25 protein-coding genes are annotated in these 23,288 nt (G+C 66.3%); 9 read left to right on the plus strand and 16 right to left on the minus strand.

Going from position 1 to position 23,288, the window contains the following annotated elements; all coding sequences use genetic code 11:
• Positions 1-27 precede the first annotated feature (27 nt).
• The 5 genes from ACFOY2_RS21875 (at position 28) to ACFOY2_RS21895 (ending at position 5,194) form a co-directional block, all read left to right on the plus strand.
• The gene (locus ACFOY2_RS21875; protein ID WP_379529910.1) at positions 28-1,350 is read left to right on the plus strand and encodes an MFS transporter; all 1,323 of its coding nucleotides are present in this window, start codon (positions 28-30) and stop codon (positions 1,348-1,350) included.
• Between the two features lie 35 nt (positions 1,351-1,385).
• Positions 1,386-1,544: a hypothetical protein gene (locus tag ACFOY2_RS21880; RefSeq protein ID WP_379529911.1), complete on the plus strand. Its 159-nt coding sequence runs from the start codon at positions 1,386-1,388 to the stop codon at positions 1,542-1,544.
• Positions 1,545-1,724: 180 nt separating this feature from the next.
• Positions 1,725-2,993 carry an AAA family ATPase gene (locus tag ACFOY2_RS21885; RefSeq protein ID WP_379529912.1) on the plus strand — a complete coding sequence of 423 codons (1,269 nt, stop codon included), beginning with the start codon at positions 1,725-1,727 and terminating at the stop codon, positions 2,991-2,993.
• Entirely contained in the window at positions 2,990-3,589 is a 600-nt protein-coding gene (locus ACFOY2_RS21890) for a DUF4276 family protein (protein ID WP_379529913.1), read from the plus strand. The genes ACFOY2_RS21885 and ACFOY2_RS21890 overlap by 4 nt, the downstream gene beginning before the upstream one ends.
• A 201-nt stretch (positions 3,590-3,790) precedes the next feature.
• Positions 3,791-5,194, plus strand: coding sequence for a multicopper oxidase family protein (locus tag ACFOY2_RS21895; RefSeq protein ID WP_379529914.1), 1,404 nt, complete (start codon positions 3,791-3,793; stop codon positions 5,192-5,194).
• 13 nt (positions 5,195-5,207) lie between these two features.
• On the opposite strand, the gene ACFOY2_RS21900 is transcribed toward ACFOY2_RS21895, so the two are convergent.
• The 5 genes from ACFOY2_RS21900 to ACFOY2_RS21920 form a co-directional block, all read right to left on the minus strand.
• Positions 5,208-6,083, minus strand: coding sequence for an LLM class flavin-dependent oxidoreductase (locus tag ACFOY2_RS21900; protein WP_379529915.1), 876 nt, complete (start codon positions 6,081-6,083; stop codon positions 5,208-5,210).
• 374 nt (positions 6,084-6,457) lie between these two features.
• Complete coding sequence (locus ACFOY2_RS21905; RefSeq protein WP_379529916.1) at positions 6,458-6,940, minus strand: GNAT family N-acetyltransferase; 483 nt, start codon at positions 6,938-6,940, stop codon at positions 6,458-6,460.
• A 219-nt stretch (positions 6,941-7,159) separates the two neighbouring features.
• Positions 7,160-7,378 (minus strand): hypothetical protein, encoded by a 219-nt coding sequence (locus ACFOY2_RS21910; protein WP_379529917.1) that lies wholly within the window; start codon positions 7,376-7,378, stop codon positions 7,160-7,162.
• Positions 7,375-8,058 carry a hypothetical protein gene (locus ACFOY2_RS21915; protein ID WP_379529918.1) on the minus strand — a complete coding sequence of 228 codons (684 nt, stop codon included), beginning with the start codon at positions 8,056-8,058 and terminating at the stop codon, positions 7,375-7,377. The genes ACFOY2_RS21910 and ACFOY2_RS21915 overlap by 4 nt, the downstream gene beginning before the upstream one ends.
• A 391-nt stretch (positions 8,059-8,449) precedes the next feature.
• Positions 8,450-8,956, minus strand: a complete 507-nt coding sequence (locus tag ACFOY2_RS21920) for a helix-turn-helix transcriptional regulator (protein ID WP_379529919.1) — start codon at positions 8,954-8,956, stop codon at positions 8,450-8,452.
• Positions 8,957-9,132: 176 nt separating this feature from the next.
• Here ACFOY2_RS21920 and ACFOY2_RS21925 point away from each other — a divergent pair, with 176 nt between their 5' ends.
• Complete coding sequence (locus tag ACFOY2_RS21925) at positions 9,133-9,351, plus strand: hypothetical protein (RefSeq protein WP_379529920.1); 219 nt, start codon at positions 9,133-9,135, stop codon at positions 9,349-9,351.
• A gap of 101 nt (positions 9,352-9,452) precedes the next feature.
• Here ACFOY2_RS21925 and ACFOY2_RS21930 read toward each other — a convergent pair whose 3' ends face one another.
• From ACFOY2_RS21930 to ACFOY2_RS21940, 3 genes are all read right to left on the minus strand, one after another.
• Positions 9,453-9,842: an ATP-binding protein gene (locus ACFOY2_RS21930; protein ID WP_379529945.1), complete on the minus strand. Its 390-nt coding sequence runs from the start codon at positions 9,840-9,842 to the stop codon at positions 9,453-9,455.
• Between the two features lie 289 nt (positions 9,843-10,131).
• Positions 10,132-10,701 carry a GNAT family N-acetyltransferase gene (locus ACFOY2_RS21935; RefSeq protein ID WP_379529921.1) on the minus strand — a complete coding sequence of 190 codons (570 nt, stop codon included), beginning with the start codon at positions 10,699-10,701 and terminating at the stop codon, positions 10,132-10,134.
• Between the two features lie 215 nt (positions 10,702-10,916).
• Complete coding sequence (locus ACFOY2_RS21940) at positions 10,917-12,113, minus strand: MFS transporter (RefSeq protein WP_379529922.1); 1,197 nt, start codon at positions 12,111-12,113, stop codon at positions 10,917-10,919.
• A gap of 85 nt (positions 12,114-12,198) precedes the next feature.
• On the opposite strand from ACFOY2_RS21940, the gene ACFOY2_RS21945 reads away from it, so the two are divergent.
• Positions 12,199-12,675 (plus strand): RrF2 family transcriptional regulator, encoded by a 477-nt coding sequence (locus tag ACFOY2_RS21945; protein WP_379529923.1) that lies wholly within the window; start codon positions 12,199-12,201, stop codon positions 12,673-12,675.
• 35 nt (positions 12,676-12,710) lie between these two features.
• Here the strand turns inward: ACFOY2_RS21945 and ACFOY2_RS21950 are convergent, their stop codons facing one another.
• The 3 genes from ACFOY2_RS21950 to ACFOY2_RS21960 all read right to left on the minus strand — a co-directional run bounded on the left by ACFOY2_RS21950 (position 12,711) and on the right by ACFOY2_RS21960 (position 14,411).
• Entirely contained in the window at positions 12,711-13,211 is a 501-nt protein-coding gene (locus ACFOY2_RS21950; RefSeq protein WP_379529924.1) for an ATP-binding protein, read from the minus strand.
• A 523-nt stretch (positions 13,212-13,734) separates the two neighbouring features.
• Positions 13,735-14,055 carry a helix-turn-helix domain-containing protein gene (locus ACFOY2_RS21955; protein ID WP_379529925.1) on the minus strand — a complete coding sequence of 107 codons (321 nt, stop codon included), beginning with the start codon at positions 14,053-14,055 and terminating at the stop codon, positions 13,735-13,737.
• Positions 14,052-14,411, minus strand: coding sequence for a type II toxin-antitoxin system RelE/ParE family toxin (locus ACFOY2_RS21960; RefSeq protein ID WP_379529926.1), 360 nt, complete (start codon positions 14,409-14,411; stop codon positions 14,052-14,054). The genes ACFOY2_RS21955 and ACFOY2_RS21960 overlap by 4 nt, the downstream gene beginning before the upstream one ends.
• A 481-nt stretch (positions 14,412-14,892) precedes the next feature.
• On the opposite strand from ACFOY2_RS21960, the gene ACFOY2_RS21965 reads away from it, so the two are divergent.
• Entirely contained in the window at positions 14,893-16,434 is a 1,542-nt protein-coding gene (locus ACFOY2_RS21965) for a hypothetical protein (RefSeq protein WP_379529927.1), read from the plus strand.
• On the opposite strand, the gene ACFOY2_RS21970 is transcribed toward ACFOY2_RS21965, so the two are convergent.
• The 3 genes from ACFOY2_RS21970 to ACFOY2_RS21980 form a co-directional block, all read right to left on the minus strand.
• Positions 16,403-16,852: a hypothetical protein gene (locus ACFOY2_RS21970; RefSeq protein ID WP_379529928.1), complete on the minus strand. Its 450-nt coding sequence runs from the start codon at positions 16,850-16,852 to the stop codon at positions 16,403-16,405. The genes ACFOY2_RS21965 and ACFOY2_RS21970 overlap by 32 nt on opposite strands.
• Before the next feature lie 98 nt (positions 16,853-16,950).
• On the minus strand, positions 16,951-18,984 hold the full coding sequence (locus tag ACFOY2_RS21975; protein WP_379529929.1) for a DUF6571 family protein: 2,034 nt from the start codon (positions 18,982-18,984) through the stop codon (positions 16,951-16,953).
• Positions 18,985-19,013: 29 nt separating this feature from the next.
• Complete coding sequence (locus tag ACFOY2_RS21980; protein ID WP_379529930.1) at positions 19,014-19,256, minus strand: hypothetical protein; 243 nt, start codon at positions 19,254-19,256, stop codon at positions 19,014-19,016.
• Positions 19,257-19,586: 330 nt separating this feature from the next.
• Here ACFOY2_RS21980 and ACFOY2_RS21985 point away from each other — a divergent pair, with 330 nt between their 5' ends.
• Positions 19,587-20,729 carry an NAD(P)/FAD-dependent oxidoreductase gene (locus ACFOY2_RS21985; protein ID WP_379529931.1) on the plus strand — a complete coding sequence of 381 codons (1,143 nt, stop codon included), beginning with the start codon at positions 19,587-19,589 and terminating at the stop codon, positions 20,727-20,729.
• Positions 20,730-20,843: 114 nt separating this feature from the next.
• Here ACFOY2_RS21985 and ACFOY2_RS21990 read toward each other — a convergent pair whose 3' ends face one another.
• Both ACFOY2_RS21990 and ACFOY2_RS21995 read right to left on the minus strand, forming a co-directional pair.
• Positions 20,844-21,731 (minus strand): DUF4394 domain-containing protein, encoded by an 888-nt coding sequence (locus ACFOY2_RS21990; RefSeq protein ID WP_379529932.1) that lies wholly within the window; start codon positions 21,729-21,731, stop codon positions 20,844-20,846.
• A gap of 620 nt (positions 21,732-22,351) precedes the next feature.
• Positions 22,352-22,738 carry a hypothetical protein gene (locus tag ACFOY2_RS21995; protein WP_379529933.1) on the minus strand — a complete coding sequence of 129 codons (387 nt, stop codon included), beginning with the start codon at positions 22,736-22,738 and terminating at the stop codon, positions 22,352-22,354.
• Positions 22,739-23,288: the final 550 nt, after the last annotated feature.

Genomic DNA, 23,288 nt, shown 5'->3' on the forward strand with positions numbered 1-23,288 from the left:
ACTGCGGTTGCCCGGGAGGAGACGGACATGGGATTGTTCGCGATTCGCGACTACCGGCGGCTGTTCAGCGCTCAAGTCATCGCGTTGTTCGGTGCCGGCTTGGCTACCGTCGCGCTGGGGCTGCTCGCCTACGAGCTCGCAGGTCCGCGTGCCGGTGCGGTTCTCGCCACCGCGCTGACGATCAAGATGGTCGCGTACGTAATCGTTGCACCGCTCGCGGCCGCGTACGTCGATCGGCTGCCCAGACGTTGGTTTCTCACGATCCTCGACGTGGTGCGCGCTCTGGTGGTGATCGCGCTGCCGTTCGTCACCGAGGTGTGGCACATCTACGTCCTGATCGGGGTTCTCCAGACCGCGTCAGCGGCATTCACCCCGACGTTTCAGGCGGTCATCCCCGACATCGTGACCAAGGAAGCCGACTACACCCGCGCCCTGTCCGCATCGCAGGTGGCCTACACCATGGAGAGCCTGTTGAGCCCCGTGCTCGCGGCTGTGGCGCTCACCTTCATCTCGTTCAACCTGCTGTTCCTCGGCACCTCCGTCGGGTTCGCCGTGTCCGCGCTGCTGGTCCTGTCCACGCGCATCCCCAACGCGCGCCCCAGCTCGCACACGAACGCCTGGGACCGGGCCGTGGCGGGGATCCGCACTTTCGCGGCCACCCCGAGTCTGCGCGGCGTCATGGCACTGAACCTCGTGGTCGCCGCCGTCGGCTCCATCGTGGTCGTCAACACCGTGAACTACGTCCGCGACGTTCTCGGCGGAGCCCAATCCGACGTGGCCTGGGTGCTCGCCGCGTCCGGAACGGGGACGCTGCTGGTGGCCCTCGTCCTCCCGCGCGTCCTGGACCGGGTGGCGGACCGGTTCGTGATGCTGATCGGTGCCGCCGTGCTGATATTCGCGGTCGGCGCGGCAGTCACGATGTCCGCGGCGGGCGTCGCCGCATCACTGCCGACCGTGGTGATCTGGGTGGCGATCGGCGGCGGGATGGCGCTGATCATCACGCCGACCGGGCGGGTGCTTCGCCGGGCGGTCGATCCCACCGCGATTCCCGAGGTCTTCGCCGCCCAGTTCTCGCTGTCCCACCTGGCCTGGCTGGTCACCTATCCCATCGCCGGATGGGTCGCCACCCACGCGGGCTTCACGACCACCTGGGCCGTGCTGGCGGCCCTGGCGGCAATCGGAGCCGTCACAGCACTGGCGGTCTGGCCGCGCAAGGAGAAGGCCGAGACAGGAGGCCGCGCCGCAGTGGCGGTCGCTTCCGCCAGGACCGAAGTCGCCACACGGGAAGCCGTAGAGGCTGCGGAGGGCACACTCGCGGCATGCCAGTGCGCCTGCGTTCGCACCGTCTGAGGTCGTCGCCCAACACCGCGTGGACAACGACGCATGTGCGTGGCCATCACCGCCGCTACCGGACGCGCGTCTACGCCCCTGCGTTCGAGTGGGATGAAGACGACCCCGACGCGCCCGTCGAGGAGCACCTGATCGTCGTCTGCCACGGCCGTTCCACCAAGAAGATCGTCCACCACCCATGGCGGTGGCCATAGGACTGGTCGGCGGACGTCATGATCTCCTCTATGAGGCGCCGGATGCCGGATCTGTCGGCAAGGGTGAGTGATCACTTTCTGTGGACGATAGGCTCGCCGAACGGCGCCAAGCGGTTAAGCGGTTGCAGTCACCGGACAGTTCGATGTGTCCACGGCGAGTGGGCGAGGGATTGATGTGTCATGAGCGATTCCATCCACCAGAGTGCTCCACCGTTCGTCGCTCGACTTGGAGTTCGTGACTACAAGTCGATCGGATCCTGTGAGGTGGACTTCGGGCCGCTGACGATCTTGGTGGGACTCAACGCGGCCGGCAAGTCCAACCTGCTGGATGCGATCAAATTCGTTTGTGACGCCTTGGTGGACTCTCCTCGACGGGCGCTGGCCAAGCGAGGGGGGCTGCGTTCCGTCCTGCGGCGCTTTCCGGAAGGCGGATCTGCAGGTTCATTCGCAATCGCTTTGGAACTGGCCTTTTCAGACGGAGATACAGCAAGGTACGAGATCGAGGTCGCGGCCGATCCCGAGGGCGAGTTCAACCATTTGGTAACCAAGGAACGCTGTGAGCTGCACGACTCCGGCGACGTCCACAGCTTTACCGCAGACTTCACGGGTGAGCGTCGCCGAGAGGTGTATGGAGGCATCACAGGCGCCATTCTGAGCCCCGAAGAGCTCCTACTGCCCGTTGTTGGCAGACTTGCTCCATTTATTGGCCTGCTGCGGGCAATGGTCGGCCTCCGCTTCTACGAGTTGGATACGGATGTGCTACGCGAGCTTGATGAGAGCAGCGCCGGTCAACGGCCACTCGGGGAACGCGGTGAGCATCTGGGCCAGGTGCTCACCCAACTCCAGGCGGATCATCCGTCGTTCAAACAGTCGATGGATGAATATCTCCGAGCCATCGTCCCTTCGTCGCTCGGAGTCGACCCCCGCTACCAGGGTGACTACACCACGATTTCGGCCCGGTTCTGGACAGGCGATCCGCACCTGCCGTACTGGGATGCCATCAACGCCGGAGCGGTGAACGCCGGCGATCCGCACGTGCGGGTCTTCGAACGGGAGCAACTCTCGGAGGGGACTGTCCGGGCCGTCGGCGTTCTCGCCGCCCTCCATCAACCAGGCACATTGACCGGCGACATCCGGCTGGTAGCTCTCGAAGAGCCCGAGATCGCGATCCATCCGTCGAACGTCGTCGCGCTCTTCTCCGCAATGCGTGAGGCCTCGAGCAGAACACAGGTAATCGCAACGACTCAAAGCTCGGATCTTCTCAGCGCTGAGGATATTTCGCCGGATGATCTCCGCATTGTCGAGATGAGGAACAGCGCGACCGTGGTCGGAGGGTTGGACGACCATACCCGAAGCTACCTCGAAGAACGCCCCTCGGAACTCAGCGAGCTGCACAGACAGGGCTATCTGAGCCCGATGGTTCCTCCAGGTGAGGTGTGCCAAGCATGAAGCCCCTCCGCATCGCGAGTGTGGTTGAAGGGTTCGGCGAAGTCGCAGCCGTACCCGAGTTGCTTCGAAGGCTGGCGGCCGAGATCGCGCCCGACGTCTGGACCGATTTTCCTCAGGGCCGGAGAAAGGGCCGCGATCAGCTGATCGTGCCAGGTGGGATCGAATCCGTCGTTGACGAGGTTGTGCGTAAGACGCGCGATGTCGCGGGCGTTCTTGTGCTGATCGATGCGGATGATGCCTGCCCGGCGGCCTTGGGGCCGGAACTCCTGGACCGCGCTCGGGGGGCCAGGCCGGATGTCCCGCTCGCGGTGGTGCTTGCCAACCGCGAGTTCGAGGCGTGGTTTCTCGCATCCGCCGTCTCCCTTCGGGGGCATCAGGGCCTTCCCATCGATCTTCAGCTGCCGTCGGATCCCGAACGGCCCCGCGATTGCAAGGGGTGGCTTACCAAGCATCGTGTCGATGGGACGCCGTACAACCCCGTCAGGCATCAGACCGGTCTAACGGCGCGGTTCGATCTGGCCATGGCCAGGAAGAACTCGCCATCGTTCGACAAATTCTGGCGAGACGTCGAATATCTGATCACCGGGAAGAGGTAGATCCTCACGAGTCGGTGTTCGGCGAGCCGGATTGGTTGCGGTCGTGCGGGCGATCTCGAGGATGAAGGCGCAGCGGGGACGGCTGCCGCCATTCAGAAGCACACCTTGGCTCGGGGCCGGTGGGCTTTCGGCGTGGCCTCGGATTAGGCAGCTCTGACACGGGAAGCTCGCTGGACGGATGGCATACACATCGGGGGTGTGATGCGAGTTCGAGATGGCCTGGCAGGCTTTGCGGCAGCCGTGACTCTCGTTTCCACCATCGCGGCGAGTGGACTCGCCGATAGTCCGCCGCCATCGGCAGCCGAAGGGGCCCCGCTGCGCGACCCGCCACAGGTGGTGAGTCACCACGGAGTCCTCCGCGCCCATCTGATCGTGGAGAAGAAGCGGGTGGAGGTGGCCGGCCGGACGTTGTCAGCTCTGACCTACAACGGGCATTACATGCCGCCCACGCTGCGGATCCGGCCGGGAGACAGACTGGAACTGGCGCTGGAGAACCGGTTGGGCCCTTACACCAATCTGCACGTGCACGGACTGCACGTGTCACCGTCAGGCCACTCCGACAACGTCTTCATCCACATCAATCCCGGCCAGACGTTCCACTACTCATATCGGTTCCCTGACGATCTCGCGCCCGGCACCTACTGGTATCACTCACACGCGCATCCGATCTCGGCGCAGCAGGTCGCCGGTGGAATGTCGGGCATCATCGTCGTCGATGGGCTCAAGCGCTATCTGCCGCCGGGCCTGCGCACTATCAAAGAGCACGTCATCGCGCTCAAAGATTTCCAGGTGCAGGGCGACGCGATCAAAACCAAGGATCTCCACATTGGCGCGTCGACCAACCGGACCGTCAACGGCCAGATGAACCCGACCATCCACATCCGCCCTGGCGAGATCCAGCTCTGGCGACTGGCCAATATCAGCGCCAACATCTACTACCGCGTCAGTCTGCAGGGACAGCCATTCCAGGTGATCGCGCACGACGGCAATCCCGTCGACCGGATCTGGACGGCGGATACGCTCCTGCTCGCGGCCGGCAACCGCTTCGACGTGCTCGTACGAGGTGGCCCGCCCGGGCGCACCCAACTGCGGACGCTCCCGTACAGCACCGGACCCGCAGGTAACCAGTTCCCGCAGGCCACGCTGGCGACCGTCGTCTCAGAGGGCCCTGCGATGCACCCTCCGGCGCTGCCCGCGACGTTCGCGCCGAGACAGGACCTGAGCCAGGCCACCATCGCCGCCCGGCGCACCATCGTCTTCTCCGAGAACAAGGCGGGTACCCAGTTCTACATCAACGGCAAGCAGTTCGACATGAACCGGGTGGACATCCGGTCGAAGCTCAACACCGTCGAGGAATGGATCATCCGTAACGACAGTGACGAAGAGCATTCCTTCCACGTCCACACCAATGATTTCCAGCTGATGAGCGTCAACGGGCGACCCCATGAAGGCCACGGCCTGCAGGACACCGCGAACGTCCCTCGCAGGGGGCAGATCGTCATCCGGACGCACTTCCAGAACTACACCGGCAGGACCGTCCTGCACTGCCACATCCTCAACCACGAGGACGCCGGCATGATGGCGGTCCTGGAGATCGTCAAGTGACCCAGGGCGGCTTTCACACGCCGCTGAGCGCCTCGGCGAAGCGATCCACCTGGGTCGCGTCCGAGGCCCAGCAGTAGAACATGACCTCGTCGGCGCCGATGTCCCCCATCCGGGCGGCCGTGTCGCGGATCTGGTCGGACGTGGTGAGCAAGCTCGCCACCGCACCCTCCGCGAAGCCGTCCGGCAGGTTCATGTAGTGGGGGCCGCTGTAGTAGTCGTACAGCCGGTCGCGCGCCTCCTTGATCAGGTGATCCGGCCCCAGCGCGGCGTTGAACTGCGCGACCAGCCGAGGACGGCCCGAGCGTCCCTGAGCCTGCCACTCCGCCTCGGTGGACCGGAACAGGCTCTCGGCGTCGGCGAGGTGCGCCGCGCACAAGAAGCCGTCGCCCATGCGGGCGGCACGACGGATCCCGGCCGGGCTGAAGGCGCCGAACAACACCTCGGGGCCGCCCCGCCGGGCGGGCTTCGGCCCGATCGGGCCGATCCCCTCACCGTACGGCTCACCCGACCAGAGGCGGCGCATCGCCCCCATCATCTCCTCCAGTCGCGCCCCGCGCCGGTGGACGTCCGCACCCACGGCCTCGTAGTCGTCCCGGCGCGCCCCCAAGCCGATGCCGAGGGTGAAGCGCCCTTCCGACATGCGGTCCAGAGTCGCGCACTGCTTGGCCAGCAGCGCCGGCTCGCGGAGCGGAGCGAGCAGCACCTCGGTCTGCAGGCGGATTCTGGAGGTCGCCCCCGCGAGCACGGCCAGGGCCACCAGGGGCTCAGGATTGTCGTAGACGAGACGGTCCAGCAGGCCGAGCGTGCTGAACGGGCCCTCTTCCGCGAGCCGTGCCCACTCCAGCAACGCCACAGGCTCACTGATGGGCAGGCCGAGACCGACCTTCATGCGTCCCCCCGAGGTTCTCACCGTCCGGTTGCGCTGCATACCTCGGTCACCCTGCCCGCCACACCCCACCCGATGCGATCGGGTCACATCTCTGACACAACCTTTCAACGACGTCGAATCCATCGTTAACGAGGTCGTGTGTAAGACGCGCGATGTCGCGGCTGATCGATGCGGATGATGCCTGCCCGGCGGCCATAGGGCCGGAACTCCTGGACGACGCTCGGAGGGCCAGACCAGATGGCCCGCTCGCGGTGGTGCTCGCCATGCGCCGCCGGTGGCCTGCAGCGGCTGCCCGGTGTGGGCGATCTTCCAGGAACCCGATCGGGTGGACACGTCCGGGTTTGCGGGGCGATCCCGCAAGGTGATCTGCAGAGTCAGCCCTGGAAGGAGCCTGCGGGGTCAGCTTGGAGGAGAGCGTAGTTGACGATCCACAGGCCGGGGATCACCTCGACCTGCCCGACCAACGCGAACCCCAGCCCCTCGTACAGCCTCCGCGCGGGCGCGTTGTCCCGCCCGGTGGCCACCACGACCCTCCGCCCGCCTGCCCCGGCCAAGACTTCCTTGACCAGCGCCCGCCCGATCCCGCGCCGCAGCGCGCCGGGGTGCACGAGCAGCCGGTTGACGTCCACCTCGTCGTCAGATTCCTCCCACGCCACGGCCCCCACCAGCCGCTCGTCCTCGTCCACCGCCCCGAGCCACCGCAGCGGCTGCGCCCGCAGGTCGGCCAGGCTCTCGTGCAGGGGTGGTATGCGATCATCCTTGATGAGCCCGGCCTCGATGGCGTATGCCGCCTTCTGCAGGGTGAGCAACTCGTCCCCGAGCGGATCCTCCGCGGGCGAAATTCCGGTGATGAGCACCGGACGATTATCCCTCACCCGACCTCCCGCAGCGCGCTCACGGACCTGGGGCGGAAGCGATCACCGAAGCGGAGCGTCCGGGTGCGGTCCAGACCCGACCAGACGGCCGTGACCGACTACTGCAAGGCCTGGAATGCGGCCACGGCGCGTTCGGCCACAGCCTCGACGTACGGCACGAAGACGGCCGGGTCGGCGTGATCCGTGATCGGGACGCGGACGTCAGACTTCGCGGAGTTCAAGCGGTAGGTGCGGTAGGTGATCCAGGTGGTCTACCGGCATATCCGGCGGTGTGCGCAGCCGGGCGGCGGGAAGGTCTGACCAGACGAAGTCGACCCACCACCCGTGGAGCACCTCGCGGGGCGCTTCGTCGGCGGCGCTGATGCCGGGCGTGCCCGCCGCCTCCAGCGCCGCGGCGGTGGCGGTGATCGTGTGGATCACCCTCCGCTTGGCTTCTGCGCGGGCCTGCTCGTTGCGTACCGACGCGCGAACGCCCGCCCACCACGTGTCGAGGTCGTCCACCACCGCTTCCACCTCCGGAGGCCAACGCGCCGGGTCGTCGCCGCCGGCCGCCAACTGGCGTGGGGTGAGCCCACCGGGCAGGGGCTGGTCGGCCCCGCCTGCCGCCGTTCCCACTCCTGGAACCGGGCCTCGGACTCCCGTTGCCGTCGCCCCTCTTTCTGCTGCGCTCGTTCTTTCCTGGCGAGCAGGACGGCCTCGCGCTCCGCGATTCGCTGCTCGACGACGTCCCGGACCGGTTGGTAGGCCGACGTGGCCGCGCGCACCCGGTCCAGGTAGGACGCCTTGGCCTCGTCGTACTTCGCCTCCGCCCACCGGCGTACCACCGGCCAGTCGCGCCATCGCCGGTTCAGCAGCTGCACGCGTTCCAGCTCGGCCGCCGCCGTGGCGACCTCGTCCACGTACGCGGTCGCGGCGGCGGCCCAGCCGTCGATTTCGTCGGACGTGCCGCGTGCGTCCACCTGTTCGTGCGACAGGAGCGACACGCCCAGTGCTCGCGCGACGTAGCCCATACGCCAGTCCGACTCCCTGGGGAACCAGTACACCGTGACGAGATCATCTTGACCGACCGAGTAACTGCGCCATGTCATCCGCAAGGCCATGCTCTCGATCATGCCGGAGGCCCCCTGGAGCCGCTACGCTCCGGCGACCACGAACAGTGATATCCCTCAAGCGATCAGGAAGGAATACAGATCACTCGTTCATTGGCCCCTGCCAGTGCCGTCCCCCATCGCTGGTCGGCGTCCGGGGGCTGCGGCGGCCGTAGACCGCCGGGGAACTCGGGCAGGGAGAAGGAGTAGCGGCCGAGCATGGTGCCCAGATCAGAGTTTCTCCGTCAGCACGGTTATCCCGCGACCATGCTTGGGGCGTCTCCGTCCTCTGGACGGGGTCTCGATGCGGGGGGAGTGACCGCGCGGTTGAGCAGCTCGTGCAGGGTGCGCTGCTCCTGGGCGGTCAGTCCGGCCAGCGGCGAGTGCTCGACCAGCAGTTCGATCAGGCGGGCGCGGAGCTCCGCGCCCGCGGGGGTGAGGACGAGCTGCTTGGCGCGCCGGTCCGTGGGGTGCGGGCGGAGGAGACGGTGAACGCTTCGGCGTGCAGGCGGCTGCGCGCGGGCATCGCCTGGTGCAGCGTGGCGAGAGCACGGGCCGCGTTCTCGCGGATGCCGGAAAGGACCGTCGGCACGGTTTGGAGCGCGACGGCCGTGGCGACGGCCTGGTCTTCATCGAAGACGACCGGCGGCAAGCGGGTAGCGCGACCGAGCCGATATCCTCCACCTGCTCCGCGGACGGCCTCGATCTCGTACCCGAGGTCCCGGAGCGCATCGATATCGCGACGCACGGTTCTCACCGACGCTCCGAGTCGGGTGGCGAGTTCCTCGGCTGTCAGGGTCGCACCGATCCCGAAGATCGACAGCAGCTTGAGCGTCCGCGCGGAGGTGGCAGCCATCGCTCTCGCCGCCAAAGCAGGCAGAACGCTTCTGATCACCGGTTCGCTCGCCATCGCGGCATCTCAGCTCGTCCTGGGGGTTCATCGTCAAGGACGGCAACGATCCCGGGTACTGGCTTCTCGCCCTCGCACTCTTCATCGGCGGCATCGGGCTCGGTCTCGCCGCACCCATTCTCGTCAACGTCGTCCTCGCAGGCGTCCCCGGACGCAACGCAGGCGCCGCAGGCGGAGTGCTCTCCACCGTCAACCAGATCGGCGGCGCCGTCGGCATCGCCGTTCTCGGCACGATCTTCTTCACCGCCGTCACCGGTTCAGCCACCGGAGCGCCGGTGCTGCCCGACTACAGTCACGCGCTCAGCATCGTCCTGATCGTCTCCGCCGCGCTCTACCTGATCACGGGACTCGTGATGCTCGCATTCCCGAAAGCCGCAGTCGAGCACGCCGAGTAGAGCACCCATTGCCGGGGCGAACGTATCGCCCCGGCAATGGGCACTACAGGCAAGCAGCAGTCATGCCCGGAGGCCGGCAGTACAGGCCAGACCCCGGGCGTTCACGCCAGGAAGCGCGTCAATCGATCGTCTGACGGCCAGGGGAGTACAGGGCGACCGGCGCTGAGGGGTGAGTGCAGACCGAGGCCCATACCTTGTGGCCTGTCTCGTCGCCGCCCTCGTACCCGACCTGGTCGGCGAGCGCGGTGACCATGGCCAAGCCCCGGCCGTGTTCTGCGGTGGCCGGGCACGCCGCCCCAGCCGCAGTCGTAGACCGTGACCGTGATCGTGGCGGTCGTGCGGGTGATCTCGACGATGAAGGTGCCGCCGAGGCTTCCGCTGCTGGTGTGCTGGACGGCGTTCGCGGCGAGTTCGGCGACGATGTGTTCGGCGTCGTCCTGGCAGGGGGAGTCGGCCAGGAGATAGCGGATGAAGTGACGGGCCGCCGGAATCTGCCCCTGAGGTCTTGGGGAAGGTGCGCCGCCAAGTCAGGCCGCCGGGGTGCAGGTCGATCATCGGCGTTGCTGTACTGGATTTCGCCATCAGCATTTGGGACTCGGGAGGTGCGCCTTGCCGGTCCGGCTGAGTCAACCTGGACCTGCTGTGGGGTCTGTCGTGAAGGCGGCCGAGCGGTTTCTGACCGGGCTTGATCCGAAGTACAAGCGGAAGAGGGCCGCTGCCCGTACGAGGGCGGACTGGTGCCCGGCCGTCGAGTTGGCATGCCCTCAAGTGACGCGGTGGTCAGACAGCGGTGAGGCGCTCCGTGCAGTGGTGGAGCCAGGTGCGTAGCGGGTCGCGGGCACCCTCCCGTCTGATCAGCGGTGCTGGGGTGAGCTGGAAGCCCGCGGAGCGGGCGACCCCCGCGCTGGCGGTGTTGCCTGGGGGAATACGCAAGAGCACACGGGTGGCGGCCAGGGGGTCGTAGGCGTAGGTGGTGATCAGATGGACGGCTCGACTGGCCAGGCCCTGTCGGCGGTGCGCGGCGCCGATGGCGTAGGCCAGTTCCACCTCGTGGGCGGTGCCGGTGGGAAACAGCAGGATCTCGCCGAGGGGCCGGTGGCCGTCGGTGGTGATGGCGAGCTGGAGTCCTTCTCCGTAGGCGCGGCGCTGGCGAGCCTGGTTCAGGTAGGCGCGGGCGGCCGCCTGGTCGAAGGGGGCGCGTAGCGGTGTCCAGCGGTCGACGGCAGGTTCGTCGAACAGTTCGGCCATCGCGGGCACGTCGTGGTCGTCCCATTCGCGCAGGACGAGTCCGAGACCGGTGGGGCGGATGTCGTTGGGGAAGGCGAGGCGGCCGGTGTTGTGCGTGGTCACAGGTCTTGGCTTTCGTCGTGGTGGGATGCGATCGTCAGACGGCGGGTGGCGTGCGGTCTGCGTCGGGAGTGAGTGTCGTGTGCAGGCGGGCAAGGCGCGTTGCCAGATTCGGCGGCTTGCCTCGGCGAGGTCGCCGGTGGGCCGCATACCCGGTGTCGGAGCGCGGGCCTAACCCTCCGGCGTGCTCCCACTGCCGGTCGCTGTCAGGTATGGGTTCAGGGCTTGGCGGGCGTGGTCAGGCGTGCGATGGGGATGAGCATCAGCAGGCCGAGGGCGCCGAGCAGACCGAAGGCGAGCCGGAAGTCGCCCATGGCGTCGCGCAGCGCTCCCACCAGCAAGGGAACCAACGCCGCGCTGGCATAGCCGACGAAGAAGGCCATGGCGCTGATCCGGCCCGCCTCTCCCGGGTCGCGGCTGGCCACCACCGGCAGGGTCAGCACGAGCGTGAACAGGCCGCCATGGCCGACGCCGAGCGCGATGATCCAGAGCCATATGGCGGCGCCGGGTGCGTACGCCAGTCCCAGGAAGCCGGCGGCGGTCAGCGCCATGGTGAGCGCGAGCCCGGCGCGTTTGTCCCTGGCCTCGCCCAGCAGCGCCGGGACGGCCAGCATCGCCACGACCTGGATGGAGATCATCACGGTCAGCATGAACCCGGCTGAGGCCGCGCCCGCCCCTGCGTCGTCGCGCAGCAGCGGCGCCACCCAGGCCAGTTCGCAGTAATACAGGGCGGAGTTGACCGCCGACAGCGTGGTGATCCGCCAGGCCGCGCCGCTGCGCCAGGGCAGGCCGCGGGTCGTGGGCCCGGCCGGCGGTGTGACGTCGTCCAGCCCGAGAGAGCCCTTGGCGGCCGACCACAGCGCGATACCGGCCAGCGCGAGCAGGGCCCAGCAGGCCAGAGCTCCCGGCCAGGAGCCGAGAGCGTCGGAGAGCGGGACGCTTACCCCGGCCGCCACCGCTCCGCCCAGGCCGAGCCCAGCCGTGTAGATGCTGGTGACCAGGCCGGCGCGGGCGGCGAAGCGCGTCTTGACCACGGCGGGTAGCAGCGTCTGGGCGATGGCGGTCCCGGTGCCGGCGATGGCCGCGCTGCTGAATTGGAGCCAGGTGGACGCGCCCAGCACTCGGGGGGCCGTGGCCAGGGCGATGACCACGAGCCCGACCAGTACGCCGCGCTGGAGGCCGTGCCTACGGCCCACGTATGCGCCCAGCGGCGCGCAGAGCCCCATGGCCAGCGTCGGGATGGTGGTCAGGAGCGAAACGCCGGTCGCCGAGAGGTCCAGGTCAGCGCGGATGCGGTCCACCAGCGGCGAGACCGCGGCGATGGCGGGCCGCAGGTTGGCCGCGGCGGCGAACAGGGCGACGGCCGCCAACCCCAGGGACGTGTGTAAGAGGGAGTCTTCTCTCGTGCGTGCCATGAGCACCCCTTGATCTCGGACAAAAACTATCCGAGTTCTATCACATCTCGGATAGTCCGTGTCCGAGACGGGTAGGGTGGTCGCCATGAAGATGTCGAGTGGGGTCGAGTGGGCGCTGCACAGTTGCGTCACGCTCAGCCAGGTCCGCGAGCCGCTCCCCGCGGCCCGCCTGGCCGAGCTCCACGGCACCCCTCCGGCGTACTTGGCCAAGCAACTGCAGGCGCTGTCGCGGGCCGGAATCGTCAGCTCCACGGCGGGCTCCGTGGGCGGTTACACCCTCACCAGGCCCGCCTCGGAGATCACCGCACTCTCCGTCGTCCAGGCGGTCGACGGCGACGCGCCGGCCTACCGGTGCACCGAGATCAGGCAGCGCGGCCCCCTTGGCGTGGCCCTCGAGAGCTGCGCCCGCCCCTGCGCGATCGCCCGCGCCATGGCAGCCGCCCAAGAAGCCTGGTCCGGCTTCCTCGCCCAGATCACCATCGCCGACCTTGCCGCCGGGATCGACGCCGACTCCGGCGGCACCGCGATGGCCGACGTCCGCCGTTGGCTGACCACCGCCTGACCGCCCGGCCCTGCGCACGGCGGTTGCGCTGCCGATCACGGACCGCGGTGAGCGCGGATCGTGGCCCATACCCTGTGACCCGTCTCGTCGTCGCCCTCGTACCCGACCAGGTCGGCGAGCGCGGCGACTACGGCCAGGCCCCGGCTGCACTCTGCGGTGGCCGAGCATGCGACCCCGAATCGCGGAACGCCGCCCCATCCGCAGTCGTAGACCGCGACGGTGACCGTGGCGGTCGTGCGGGTGATCTCGACGATGAAGGTGCCGCCGAGGCTTCCGCTGCTGGTGTGCTGGACGGCGTTCGCGGCGAGCTCCGCGACGATGTGCTCGGCGTCGTCCTGGCAGGGGGAGTCGGCCAGGAGATAACGGATGAAGTGACGGGCCGCCGGAATCTGCTCCGGGGTCCCGGGGAAGGTACGTCGCCAGGTCAGGCCGCCGGGGTGCAGGTCGATCATCGCGTCAATGTGTTCGCGATGGACGGCTTCCGATGTGCGCTGCTTGGGGACGAACGCAGCGGCAGGTGCGGTGGTCTCGGGCATGGGGATCTCTCCGTGGACACGTCGGGGTCGGTACGTCACCAATACGTTGCCGCGGCGAGGGGCGTCAGGTGGAGCACCACCGCATCGTCCTGGATCACGCGTGCCACATCGGCGCTGACCTGCGCAAACCCGTCGGTAGCCGTGATCGATATCCCACCACTGTCCTGATCGTATCCGGCGATGAACCGGATGATCTTTGCCAGGCATGCTGCTCCGCCGAGTGCGGATAACGCCAGCGGTCTGCCGAGCCGGTAGCGGCGACCCCGGCGGTTGCGCGGGGCGGGGCACCGCATCCAGGACCTCGGCCAGGGCCGGCAGATTGAGCAAGCCGGTCGGCGGGTCGGCGACGGTGACGTGCTCCAGGCGGCGGGCGAGCCCGTCGATTTGGGGACGATGGCACGCGAACACGGCCCCTGTTCTTGATCGACTGGCGTCGACACCCAACGATCATCGGGAGCGCTACGGCCTTGGATCCAGGCTCACCTCTTCAATTCTGGCCGGTATGGGACCATCGCAGATCCGGTCAGGCAACGCGTTGCCAGGTGTCCCCGAAGTCGGCGATGACCTTCAGTTCTCCACCCAGGGCATGGATGTACAGGCTGAGGGTGGCCAGTTCGGCGATAGCCCCGTTCTCGATCGCCGAGACGCGCTGCTGGGACACCCCCATCGCCTGGGCCACTTCGGCTTGGGTCAGCCCGGCCTTCTTGCGCATGTCGGCCAGGAACCCCCCGCGAACCTGGGCCACCCGGCGCTCCCGTGCCTCCTGCAACGCCTGGCGGTCGTCGGGGTGGACGAACTCGGTGATGAACTCCTCGCGGCTGTAGGAGTGAAACTCGGTGCTCATGGCAACTCCTTCAGATACGCCTCATACCACTGCTCGGCCAGCGGGATGGCTTGTCGGTACCACTGGTTCCATTGCCCGGACTTGTCGCCCGCGATCAGCAGGACCGCGTTGCGGAGGGGATCAAAGATGAACAGGATCCGTACTTCGCTGGTTCCGCTGGACCCGGGTCGCAACTCTTTGAGGTTGTGCAGGTCGGAGCCGCTGATCCGATCCACCAAGGGACGCCCCAGGGCCGGGCCCTCATCCAAGAGTCGGTCGATGGCCTCGGCCACCAGCCTCCGCGTCACCGGATCTCCAGTTCGCAACTCGTGGAGCCAGTCGCGTACCTGGCTGGTCAACACCAGTCGATTTACCATCCGCCCCCCATCACAACAGCTTTATTGTACCGGGAGCGAGCGCGAATGAACACGCTCTTCCGCACCACGCGTCGAGTAGTGGCGCAGGGTGCGTAGACGCTGGGTTTCGGGGTTGCGGAAGCCGTGCTCGCGCCCGGAGGCCTCATGTTCGCCGAGTCAACTGGTGGCGGCGGCGATGATGCGGCCCTCGACCCTGGCTGAGCAGACTCTGCTCACCGGATAGGTCCACGAAGCCGGTATGTCAGCGATCCGCCGCTGTCGTCCAGGCGCCGGTGGCCTCCTCCAGTACCCGGCGAGGACGGCCACGGCGGACCTGGGCCTGGCGAGACCTCAGATCCCGATCAAGTTTGATGAGCCCTGACCGTTAGAACTTCGCTGGTGCTTAGTGTGACCATCAAATTACAATTGGTGATCGAATTTTAGTGTGGAGGGGGCGCGGATGTCTGGAGAGGGCTACCGGGTGCTGCTTCAGGCTCGTTCGGTGAGTCAGCACCTGCGGGCGAAGGGCTTCACCTGGGATCAGATCGCCGACGTGCTCGCGCTCACCCATCAGGTGAGCCCGTTGCGGCTCTATCGGCTGGCGCACGGCCGCACCGCAGCCGACGTGGTGGCGCTGGTCAACGACGCCGACCCGGCCGGCACGGCCGCTCTGCGGGAGTCGCGACTTTATGAGTTTGAGTCCTGGCCCGAGGCGGGGCGTCGGCCGCCCGCCCAACTGCTCACGGCACTGGCCAAGATCTACCAGACCACCGCCCGGAGCCTGCTGCGTGACGAGGCTGTGGCGTCGTACGGGGCTGCTGATCGCGATCTTATCGACGGCGCGGACTTTCTCGACATGGACGCCAACCGGTCCGCATCTCCGAGTCGTGTCACTATGGAAACGAGCGCAGCAGCCAGACCCGCTGAGACCTCGCATGTGGACGCTTCAGCGTGCGTCCGGTTGCTGCAAGCGATCGGCGCTGAGGAGGCCGACGTGAAGCGACGGGAACTGCTCTTCGAGTTGGCTCTGATGTTCGGTGGCAGTCGGGCGCTCGACATGCTGCGGATCCTCACCCCCGATGAAGAGGAGCGTCTGGCTGGGGTGCTGCGTAACACGTGGCGGGTGGACGAAGGTACGGTGCGGGCCTTCGAGAAGCTCCAGATGCATGCACGCCGGGCAGACGACGTGTCGGGTCCCGCCACGCTGCTGCCAGTGGTCAATGGGCAGAGAGCGGCGGTCGGGCGACTTCTCGCTCGGGAATCGATGCCGCCGGGCCTCCGCGATCGGCTCCTTGACACTTATGCGCAAATGTCACAGTTGGTCGGCTTTCTAAGCTATGACCTGCTTGATTACGCAACTGCCGAGCAATCGCTGCATGACGCATTGCGCGCGGCACTTGACCTGGGGGATCTGGCGCTGGTGGGCTACGTGCATTACTGGCTGGGGAGGCTGGCCGGAGACCAGGATCGGACCGTCGCGGTTCTGGACCATGCCTTCGCGATTCAAAGCTGGGCAGCCAGATCTCCAAGCAAATTGCTGGTGCCACTACACGAATTGTTGTTCGCGACGGCCTATGCCGCCGAGGGCAATGCTGCGGCAAGTGCCCGAGCGCATGAGAACGCACTCACGTTGTCCGCTGCGCCGAAGGACAACGAGCCAGTATTCCTGCATTGGGTTGCGCCGCCGGTCGTAGAACTTGGAAGAATTTCTATGCAAGTTCGGCTGAATAAACCCGGACAGGTCATAGAGGCGGCCGAGCGATATCTGGCAGGCCACGATCCAAGATTCAAGAGGCGTCATGGGCTAATGCTTACTCGGTATGCGAGCGCTTTGACCCTGGCGAAGGAGATTCCCGAGGCCGCATCCAAGCTGGTGGAGGCTGCACACCTCACTGGACAGCACAGTTCGGCTCGCCTGATCGACGAAATCAGTCAGGCTCGGGCCCGGCTGCAGCCCTGGGCGAGCACCGCTTACGTTCGTCAGTTGGATGAAACCCTGCGATCCTGCAGTCTTACTGGGGCTTGTCCAGCAGGAGGGGTTTGAGTTGGCGGAAGAATTCGGTGGCGTCGGCTAGCGAGTCACGGCCTGGCGCGTTTTCAATGATGTTGATGGTGAGGAGACGCTTGTAATCGGGTGTCCACCCGTAGACGAAGGCGATCGTCTTGTCCTTATCATTCTTCCTCCGGGCGGCGAAACCTGGTCCCAATGCGCCAGGTAGATCACTCCCGCCGGTGGACAGCTTCGTGTTCTTCAGGTCTTCCGCATCGTTGGGTGACGGGTCGAAGACCTCGATCAGGAGTCCAAGACTGCTATCCGTTACCCCCTTCTCGCGCACCGAGCATGAAGCGAAACGTCGGCCCATATCCATCTTCGTTTCACTGGCCCTGTAGTCGTCGAGGCCGGTGGCGATCCTTATGGCGCTCGCTGAGATGAGGTCGCATTCCTGTGGGGTAGCGGTCACGCTACCCAGCGGTCGGGTGTCCGGCGTTGGGGCGGGGGGAGACGAGCATGATGTCAGAATGAGGACGGTGAGGGCGGGGAATACCCACGTTTGTATTCTCATGACCCGTGCCCAGAGTAGTAGTTGCCGACATCGTTGAAGCCGTCCTCTATGGCGTTCCCTGGCTGGCCGATGACGCGGCCAGTATCGGCAAGTTCCAGCCAATCCTTGTAGTGATCGAGTTGTTCGGCATTCATCTCAGCTCGTGGCAGGATCTGCCCATTATTCAAAAAGTGGCCGTCCGCGCCAGGGGAGAAGTCCTTGTAATGGTATGGGTGCGTTTTGGCGGGCACTGATTCGTCTCCGAAAAGGCCATGGCGCATCATCGTAGCCGTGGTGAGATCTGTAAACATGTTCTCAGCCACTTCCAGCGCGGTATCAGCATCTTCGCGGGCCCGGTCTTCTTGGCTGGACTTGATCTTTCCGAAGATTGAGCTCTTGGCTTTGTCGACCATGAGTCCGAAGATCTTCCCTTGCGGTCCCGGGGCCAGACCGACGACACTCTCGGCCATTTCCTTGAAGGCGGCGAAGCGCGCATCGTCGGCTTTCGCCGCTTTTATGGCGGAAATATTTGCGGCGTCAGTTATTGTAAAAGTGGTCCTGCTGAGTCCTCTTATTGCCCAGGAGAATGCGGCGCCTCCGCTGCGGCTCATGCGCTCTTCGAGAATGTCCTGCCGCTTTGCGTTGATCTGCTGTAGCGTGGCCTCCGGATTTGCCTTTTGCCATTCAGTGAACTCGGACTTGACCTCTTTCGCGACTTCGTTGGCCATTTCGTCCAGCACCTTGAGGGAATACAATCCGTGTGCTGCGGCCACGGTTTGGAAGACACCATTGTCTTCGAACGCCCACCTCATGGCCGTATTGGTGTCTTTCGCATTGAACTTTGCGCCGTACGGTTCCGCGCCTCGTAGGTTCTTGTCTGGGTCTACATCCGTCACCACGGCCGGAACCTTTGTGCTAAAGGACTGCAGGTCGCGGTGCACGTCGCCGGTGTATTGCGCCAAGATCGTCCCCAGGTTGGCGCGGGTGTGCGGGAGATTGGCTTGGACCCTGGGGTCGCTCCAGAAGTGGACTGCCCACGACGCGATCAATGCCGACTTGTATCCCCGCGATCCCCCAGGGGGCAAATCGTGATCGCGGAATTCGGTGCTGGCTACCTGGATGGCCCATCCGAGGTCGGCGTCAGCATCCCCATCCCAAGGGTGCCGTCGCATCAGGAAATCCAGCGGTTTGCGTTGGGCGTCCGTGAAGAAGTCTTGGGCGACGGTCGGGTGGTGGGCGAGGGCGGTCAGGGCCGTGCCCATGGGGCTGAGGTCGCCCGGGGTGATGTCCTTGGGGCCGGGCATCGTCCAGGGGTCTCGGGGGAGGTTCGGGATTGGTGGGTGGGCCACGTCTTTGTCATACAGCTTCTGGACCACCGTCAACAGGAAGTTATGGTCGAACTCGCCGTCCTGGAGGAGTTTTTTCACCGCGAAGGCGTTCAAAGGGTCTTCGATGCCGTCCACGAGTTGGTCGGCGTAGTCGTCGGCGAGCCTCATTTGGCCTACCCCGCGGGAGGCCGTGCCCAGAATCGTGGAGAGCATGGTGGCGAGGCGGTCCTGGGTTCTGACGTCGCGTTGGTCGGGGCGGGCCGAGGGCGGGAGGCCGGATCCGTATATGCGGGCGATCAGGCTTTTCAGTTCGCGCGGTGGGATTTCCTTGGCGAAGGCCACCGCGAAGTACGGGTCCTTCTTGTGGCGTTCGATTTCGGCCACCATGTCGGCGGTGAGGGCGTGGCTTTCGATCTGGTCCCGTAGTTTCGTGGCCAGGAGTTTGGCGGCGGCGGCGCCCTCGGCCGGAGATTTCGACAGCCAGTCGGATTCGTTGGCCCAGAGGATGCCGCCCTTGCCGAAGGTGGAGTCCGGGGTGGCGAGGATGAGGTCGAGGCGGCCCTGGAGGGCGGGGATCTGGTCGCTCAGTTGGCGGCCGATGGTGTGCGCCTGGGTCGGGCCCCACAGGCGGATGCCCAGTGCGGTCAGGGCGCGCTCTACCTGGAGGCCGACGTCCGGAATGGTGTCGCTAGCGCGCTTCATCCCGTTGATGAGTTGTGTCATCAGGGTGGGGTTGATCCCGACCTGAGGGCTCATTGAGGGGATGTCCCATCGGACGGTCGCAGGTTGTCCAGCAGCGCCAGCGCCCGGGTGAACACGTCCTTGAAGCCCTGATCCCACGCCCGCAGATCGGTGGTGAGCCGGTCTCCGGCGGCGCCTTTGAGCGCGCCGTCGCCGACCAGGCGCACGAGCGCGATCAGGTCGCCGGCATGCTGATCGCGCAACTGCTCGATCTGGCGCCGGGCGGCGTCGATCTGTTCCTGCGTCGCCATCATCGCCTGAACTCGCCGATCTAATGAAAGGTGGGGGCGCGGAGCCGATGGCATGGTAGCCGGGGCTGGGAACGCCATGACGATGAATGCTGCGAACCCAGCGAAACGGCTATGGATTGGTACTTATTAGTCTAGACCACGTATGAGAAAGTGCTGGATACGTATTTAGAACCGGCGCCTGCGCCTGCTTGAGGCGATGGCCTGGCACTTTTGCCGCGTCGGTCGCTTGCGCAACAGCTCCACGATCCCGAGTGTGGTCACGGTGTGGAGGTATGGGGTGGGTAGTGTGCAAATGGCCGTACGAAGGGGGTATCGCTCCTATCGTCGTAGGATATGCAGTCAGTGGATGTACTGGTCGTGGGTGCGGGTCTGGCCGGTCTGCACACAGCCCGCCTGCTCGCGCTACGGGACCTGAAGGTGATGGTGGTCGACCGTCGTGGGTCGCTGTCGACGGGTATCCGCACGACGGGGATCTTCGTACGTCGCACCCTTGATGACTTCGACCTGCCGGATCACCTGCTCGGACCTGGCATCCGGGACGTGCTGCTGTATCCGCCGTCGCGGCGGGCGCCGATCCGGGTCACCAGTGACCGGGACGAGTACCGCGTTGCCGACATGGCGGCCCTCTACGAGCACGCGCGCCGCGCGGCGGAGTCGGCCGGGGCCCGGGTCTTTTTGGGGGTGCGGTATGTCGATGCGTCGATGGGATTGGTGCGGTTCGCGGGCGCGGAACCGGTTGCGGTCCGCTTCATCGTCGGCGCGGACGGCGCCCGCTCCCGGGTGGCCCGTGATCTCGGCCTGGACGTCAACCGGCACTTCCTCGTTGGTGCCGAGATCGTCCACCCGATCGCGCCGGGCACGACCACCCCGGCGTTTCACTGCGTAGTGGATCCCCGGGTCGCTCCGGGGTATCTGGGGTGGGTCATCGACGACGGCCGGCACGCGCACGTTGGCGTCGCGGGATATCCGGACGCGATGCGTCGCACAGGCATCCGCCGCCTGATGGACGCTTTCGCGGCGGACGCGCCCGGCCGTGCGGTGCCGACCGGCCCGGTCGAGCGTCGAGGTGGTCCGATCCCGGTCGGCGGTGTGTTGCGGCGGTTGGCATGTCCCACCGGGCTGCTCGTCGGCGACGCGGCGGGCGCGGTGTCGCCGCTGACGGCCGGTGGGCTGGACCCCTGCTTACGCATGTCCGAACTGGCCGCGGCGGTCACCGCCGGGTATGTGCGTACTGGCGACCCAGGCATGTTGAGCCGGTACGACGGGAGCGCGTTGCGGGCCAGGTTCCGAGGCCGTCTGTTGCTGCGCCGGGTGTTCGCCGGCATCCGATCCCCCGCCGCGGCGGAGGCGGCGGTAGCCGTGCTGCGAGGTCGTGCCGGTCGTGCTCTGGCAGCCCGGATCCTGTTCGGCGACGGCTCGTTTCCCGACGTCAACCCAGGGCTCGCGGATGCGGCGATTGACCATCCACGCCACTGACGCCGACCGGCTTGCTCTGAGACAGAGCGGGCGCGCGGCGCCCTTGAACGGGTAGGGGTGCCGCGCGCGCTGGTGAGCCCGCGCGGGCTCACCTTGGTGGTCGGACGGGGTGCGTCAGTTGGTGTCGAGAGCGACGGCGATGTCGGTGATGGTCAGGGGGAACGTCGGCTTGTCGTTGACCGGGGTGGCGACGCCGGTGAGCAGGTCGACGGTGTTGAGCGTCGCGTCGCCGCTGCTGGGGTCGACAATGGTGGCGAAGGCCGTGTTCGAGACGGTCTTGCCGCCGCTCAGGTCGCTGAAGATGTCGAGGCCCGCGTTCAAGGCGACCGGCTTGCCGAGGGCGCCGGTCGGGGCCAGCAGGCCGTTGTTGGCCGGTGACTGGATGACGATCTGAGCCGTCGAGGTGTTGATGTCGAACAGCGTGGTCACGGTGTCGGCGTTGAGGTCGTTGTTGGTGTAGGCGGCGGCGGTGACCCCCGAGGCCGGCGAGCCTGGGCCGTTGCTTAATTGGGAGTCCGCCACCGTCGTGCCGTCGTTCAGGTTGTGCCGCAGGTTCTGGCCGTTGTCACTGATCACGCGCAGCCGGTCGGCGGCGGGATTGAAGTCGACGCCGAACGCCGTGCCCTTCAGCCCCACCGCGAGCTGGGAAACCTTTGTGACGACCACGTCCTGGTTGGCCGTCGGGAGCGTGATCGTGTAGATGCCGCCGTGGTTGCCGACGGCGTAGAACTTGCCGTCCTGCACCCGGAAGTCGATCCCGATCACGAAGGTGTCGGTGACCAGCCCGGTGAACTTTCTGACCCAGTCGAGCTGCTCGGGCTTGTCGGTCGTGAACGTGGCCATCAACTTGCCGTCATCGGTGATCCCGAACGCCCGCAGCGCGGCGGCCGTGGTTGAACTGGAGCCTGCCGCCAGGCTGGTCCCCGCCGGCCCGACAGCGATTGCCGTGGCTGCCGCCAGCGCGATCAGCAAGGCGACCTTCTTCTTGACTCGTGCCCGCATCAGGTGCTCCTCCATCGGGTTATGTCGGCACGTTCAGGCAGCCCTTGTCACCTGGATTTACCGACGTGTCTTGCAAGCAGCAAACAACTTGCCCGAAGATAAGGGAAGAGGGTCTTCGTGATAAATGTGAAAACGCCCGGCCAGGACAAGGCCTGGCTTTGTTATTTCTCGCCGCCCCTGGCGCTGATGGTTCCGGCCGTCGACCGCGTGGCCCGCAGCGGCATCGATTCTCGTTTCGTTTATGCGCTTCACGTATGCGTTATCCGGCTGACCTGGAATGCGGTCGGTACGCAGCCGGACCCTGGCAGAAAGGGGCTGCGGAGACGAGCACGGCGGCGCCGGCCAAGGGCAAGCTTGAAGTGATTCAGAGTATTCATCATGTCGCCGTTCGTCGCCAATTCGTCCGTCCAAGCCAGGCATCTCACCGGAATAGACGTGGGGCTCACGGAAGGCTACAGGTTTCGTCAAGAGTCCGCGATGGAGTTTCACTGCGATTGGTGACGCGTCCGTCACCAAGGGTATGAATCGTTCCGCATATTCGCGGTGAAAACCTGGTGACGGCTCTCGCCACATGAGCGGGATTCCCAGCGGCGCAGAAGCGGTCAATGTCACGATCCCTATCAGAAGGGGGTGTCGTCGTCTTGGCACGACCGCTCGCCGGATTTCCGCTCGAGCCCGGGATCCGGTGATGGCGACTGGATCGGCTCTGGCTCGGCCGCCTCCAGCCACGCGGCGCGGCGGTTCCAGCGCGGAGCTGCCGTGTGGTCGCCGTGGGCGTTCAGTTGACGTTCGAGCCACCGGGCCGGCCCGGGTGCAGGCTGGTCCCAGCCGGTGTGGTGCGGGTTCAGTGGGAACTCGGCGGTGGTGGGCCGCCGTAGCAGGCGATCCGCCTCGTCTTCGCGGCCGGTCGCGTCCAGGAGCAGGGCGAGGCTGTAGACGGCCTGCGGGTCGCCTACATCGGCGAGATTCCTGCAGCGTCGTTCGGCGCACTTCCGACGAGGGCGCATGCGACCACAGATTCTCGTCGATCGCCTCGTCTGGCGAGGGCGGAAGCCTGCGCTGCCACAGATCCTCGTGGATCACCTCGAACTGCTGTCGCAGCAGACAGGCGAGCAACACGGCCGCTTCCGTGTCCTCGGGCTCCTGATCCAGTGCCCGGCGCAGCCATTGCTCGCCCTCGGGCACGTCGCCGGGATGCTGGAGATCGACGCTCTCCCATTGAACGCTCAGCTGGTGCCCCAGCTCCCGCGCGGCTCCCGGCCGCCTTTCGGAGGCAGCTGTCCGTAACTCCTCCAGGCCGTCGCTGAGGCCGTACCGCTCTCGCATTCGCGTTATCTTGCCAGCGCGCCCGTCCCGTCCGCAGGAGAAGATCGTGCTGCACTGCTCGTTGATGACCACCAACAACGGCAGCACTTACAGCCGCATCCACGTCCTCAGCGACCCCGACGAACTCACAGACAGTTCGCGTCCTGGGAGATGGTGTGCGGGTGATCTAGCCCAAGCTGTGGTGCGGGAGAGATCCATGTGACAGAAGACGGCCACTCCGTAATCCTTCGA

This window comes from Nonomuraea purpurea, from assembly GCF_042650645.1.
Classification (GTDB): domain Bacteria; phylum Actinomycetota; class Actinomycetes; order Streptosporangiales; family Streptosporangiaceae; genus Nonomuraea; species Nonomuraea purpurea.

Coding starts and splice junctions, on each gene's coding strand:
- ACFOY2_RS21950 (WP_379529924.1), bottom strand. CDS start 13,211: ATGCCCGAGACCACCGCACCTGCCGCTGCGTTCGTCCCCAAGCAGCGC.
- ACFOY2_RS21920 (WP_379529919.1), bottom strand. CDS start 8,956: ATGGCGAGCGAACCGGTGATCAGAAGCGTTCTGCCTGCTTTGGCGGCG.
- ACFOY2_RS21885 (WP_379529912.1), top strand. CDS start 1,725: ATGAGCGATTCCATCCACCAGAGTGCTCCACCGTTCGTCGCTCGACTT.
- ACFOY2_RS21980 (WP_379529930.1), bottom strand. CDS start 19,256: ATGATGGCGACGCAGGAACAGATCGACGCCGCCCGGCGCCAGATCGAG.
- ACFOY2_RS21940 (WP_379529922.1), bottom strand. CDS start 12,113: ATGGCACGCACGAGAGAAGACTCCCTCTTACACACGTCCCTGGGGTTG.
- ACFOY2_RS21985 (WP_379529931.1), top strand. CDS start 19,587: ATGCAGTCAGTGGATGTACTGGTCGTGGGTGCGGGTCTGGCCGGTCTG.
- ACFOY2_RS21915 (WP_379529918.1), bottom strand. CDS start 8,058: ATGGCCTTGCGGATGACATGGCGCAGTTACTCGGTCGGTCAAGATGAT.
- ACFOY2_RS21890 (WP_379529913.1), top strand. CDS start 2,990: ATGAAGCCCCTCCGCATCGCGAGTGTGGTTGAAGGGTTCGGCGAAGTC.
- ACFOY2_RS21990 (WP_379529932.1), bottom strand. CDS start 21,731: ATGCGGGCACGAGTCAAGAAGAAGGTCGCCTTGCTGATCGCGCTGGCG.
- ACFOY2_RS21960 (WP_379529926.1), bottom strand. CDS start 14,411: ATGGTAAATCGACTGGTGTTGACCAGCCAGGTACGCGACTGGCTCCAC.
- ACFOY2_RS21900 (WP_379529915.1), bottom strand. CDS start 6,083: ATGAAGGTCGGTCTCGGCCTGCCCATCAGTGAGCCTGTGGCGTTGCTG.
- ACFOY2_RS21995 (WP_379529933.1), bottom strand. CDS start 22,738: ATGCGCCCTCGTCGGAAGTGCGCCGAACGACGCTGCAGGAATCTCGCC.
- ACFOY2_RS21975 (WP_379529929.1), bottom strand. CDS start 18,984: ATGACACAACTCATCAACGGGATGAAGCGCGCTAGCGACACCATTCCG.
- ACFOY2_RS21955 (WP_379529925.1), bottom strand. CDS start 14,055: ATGAGCACCGAGTTTCACTCCTACAGCCGCGAGGAGTTCATCACCGAG.
- ACFOY2_RS21875 (WP_379529910.1), top strand. CDS start 28: ATGGGATTGTTCGCGATTCGCGACTACCGGCGGCTGTTCAGCGCTCAA.
- ACFOY2_RS21895 (WP_379529914.1), top strand. CDS start 3,791: ATGCGAGTTCGAGATGGCCTGGCAGGCTTTGCGGCAGCCGTGACTCTC.
- ACFOY2_RS21945 (WP_379529923.1), top strand. CDS start 12,199: ATGAAGATGTCGAGTGGGGTCGAGTGGGCGCTGCACAGTTGCGTCACG.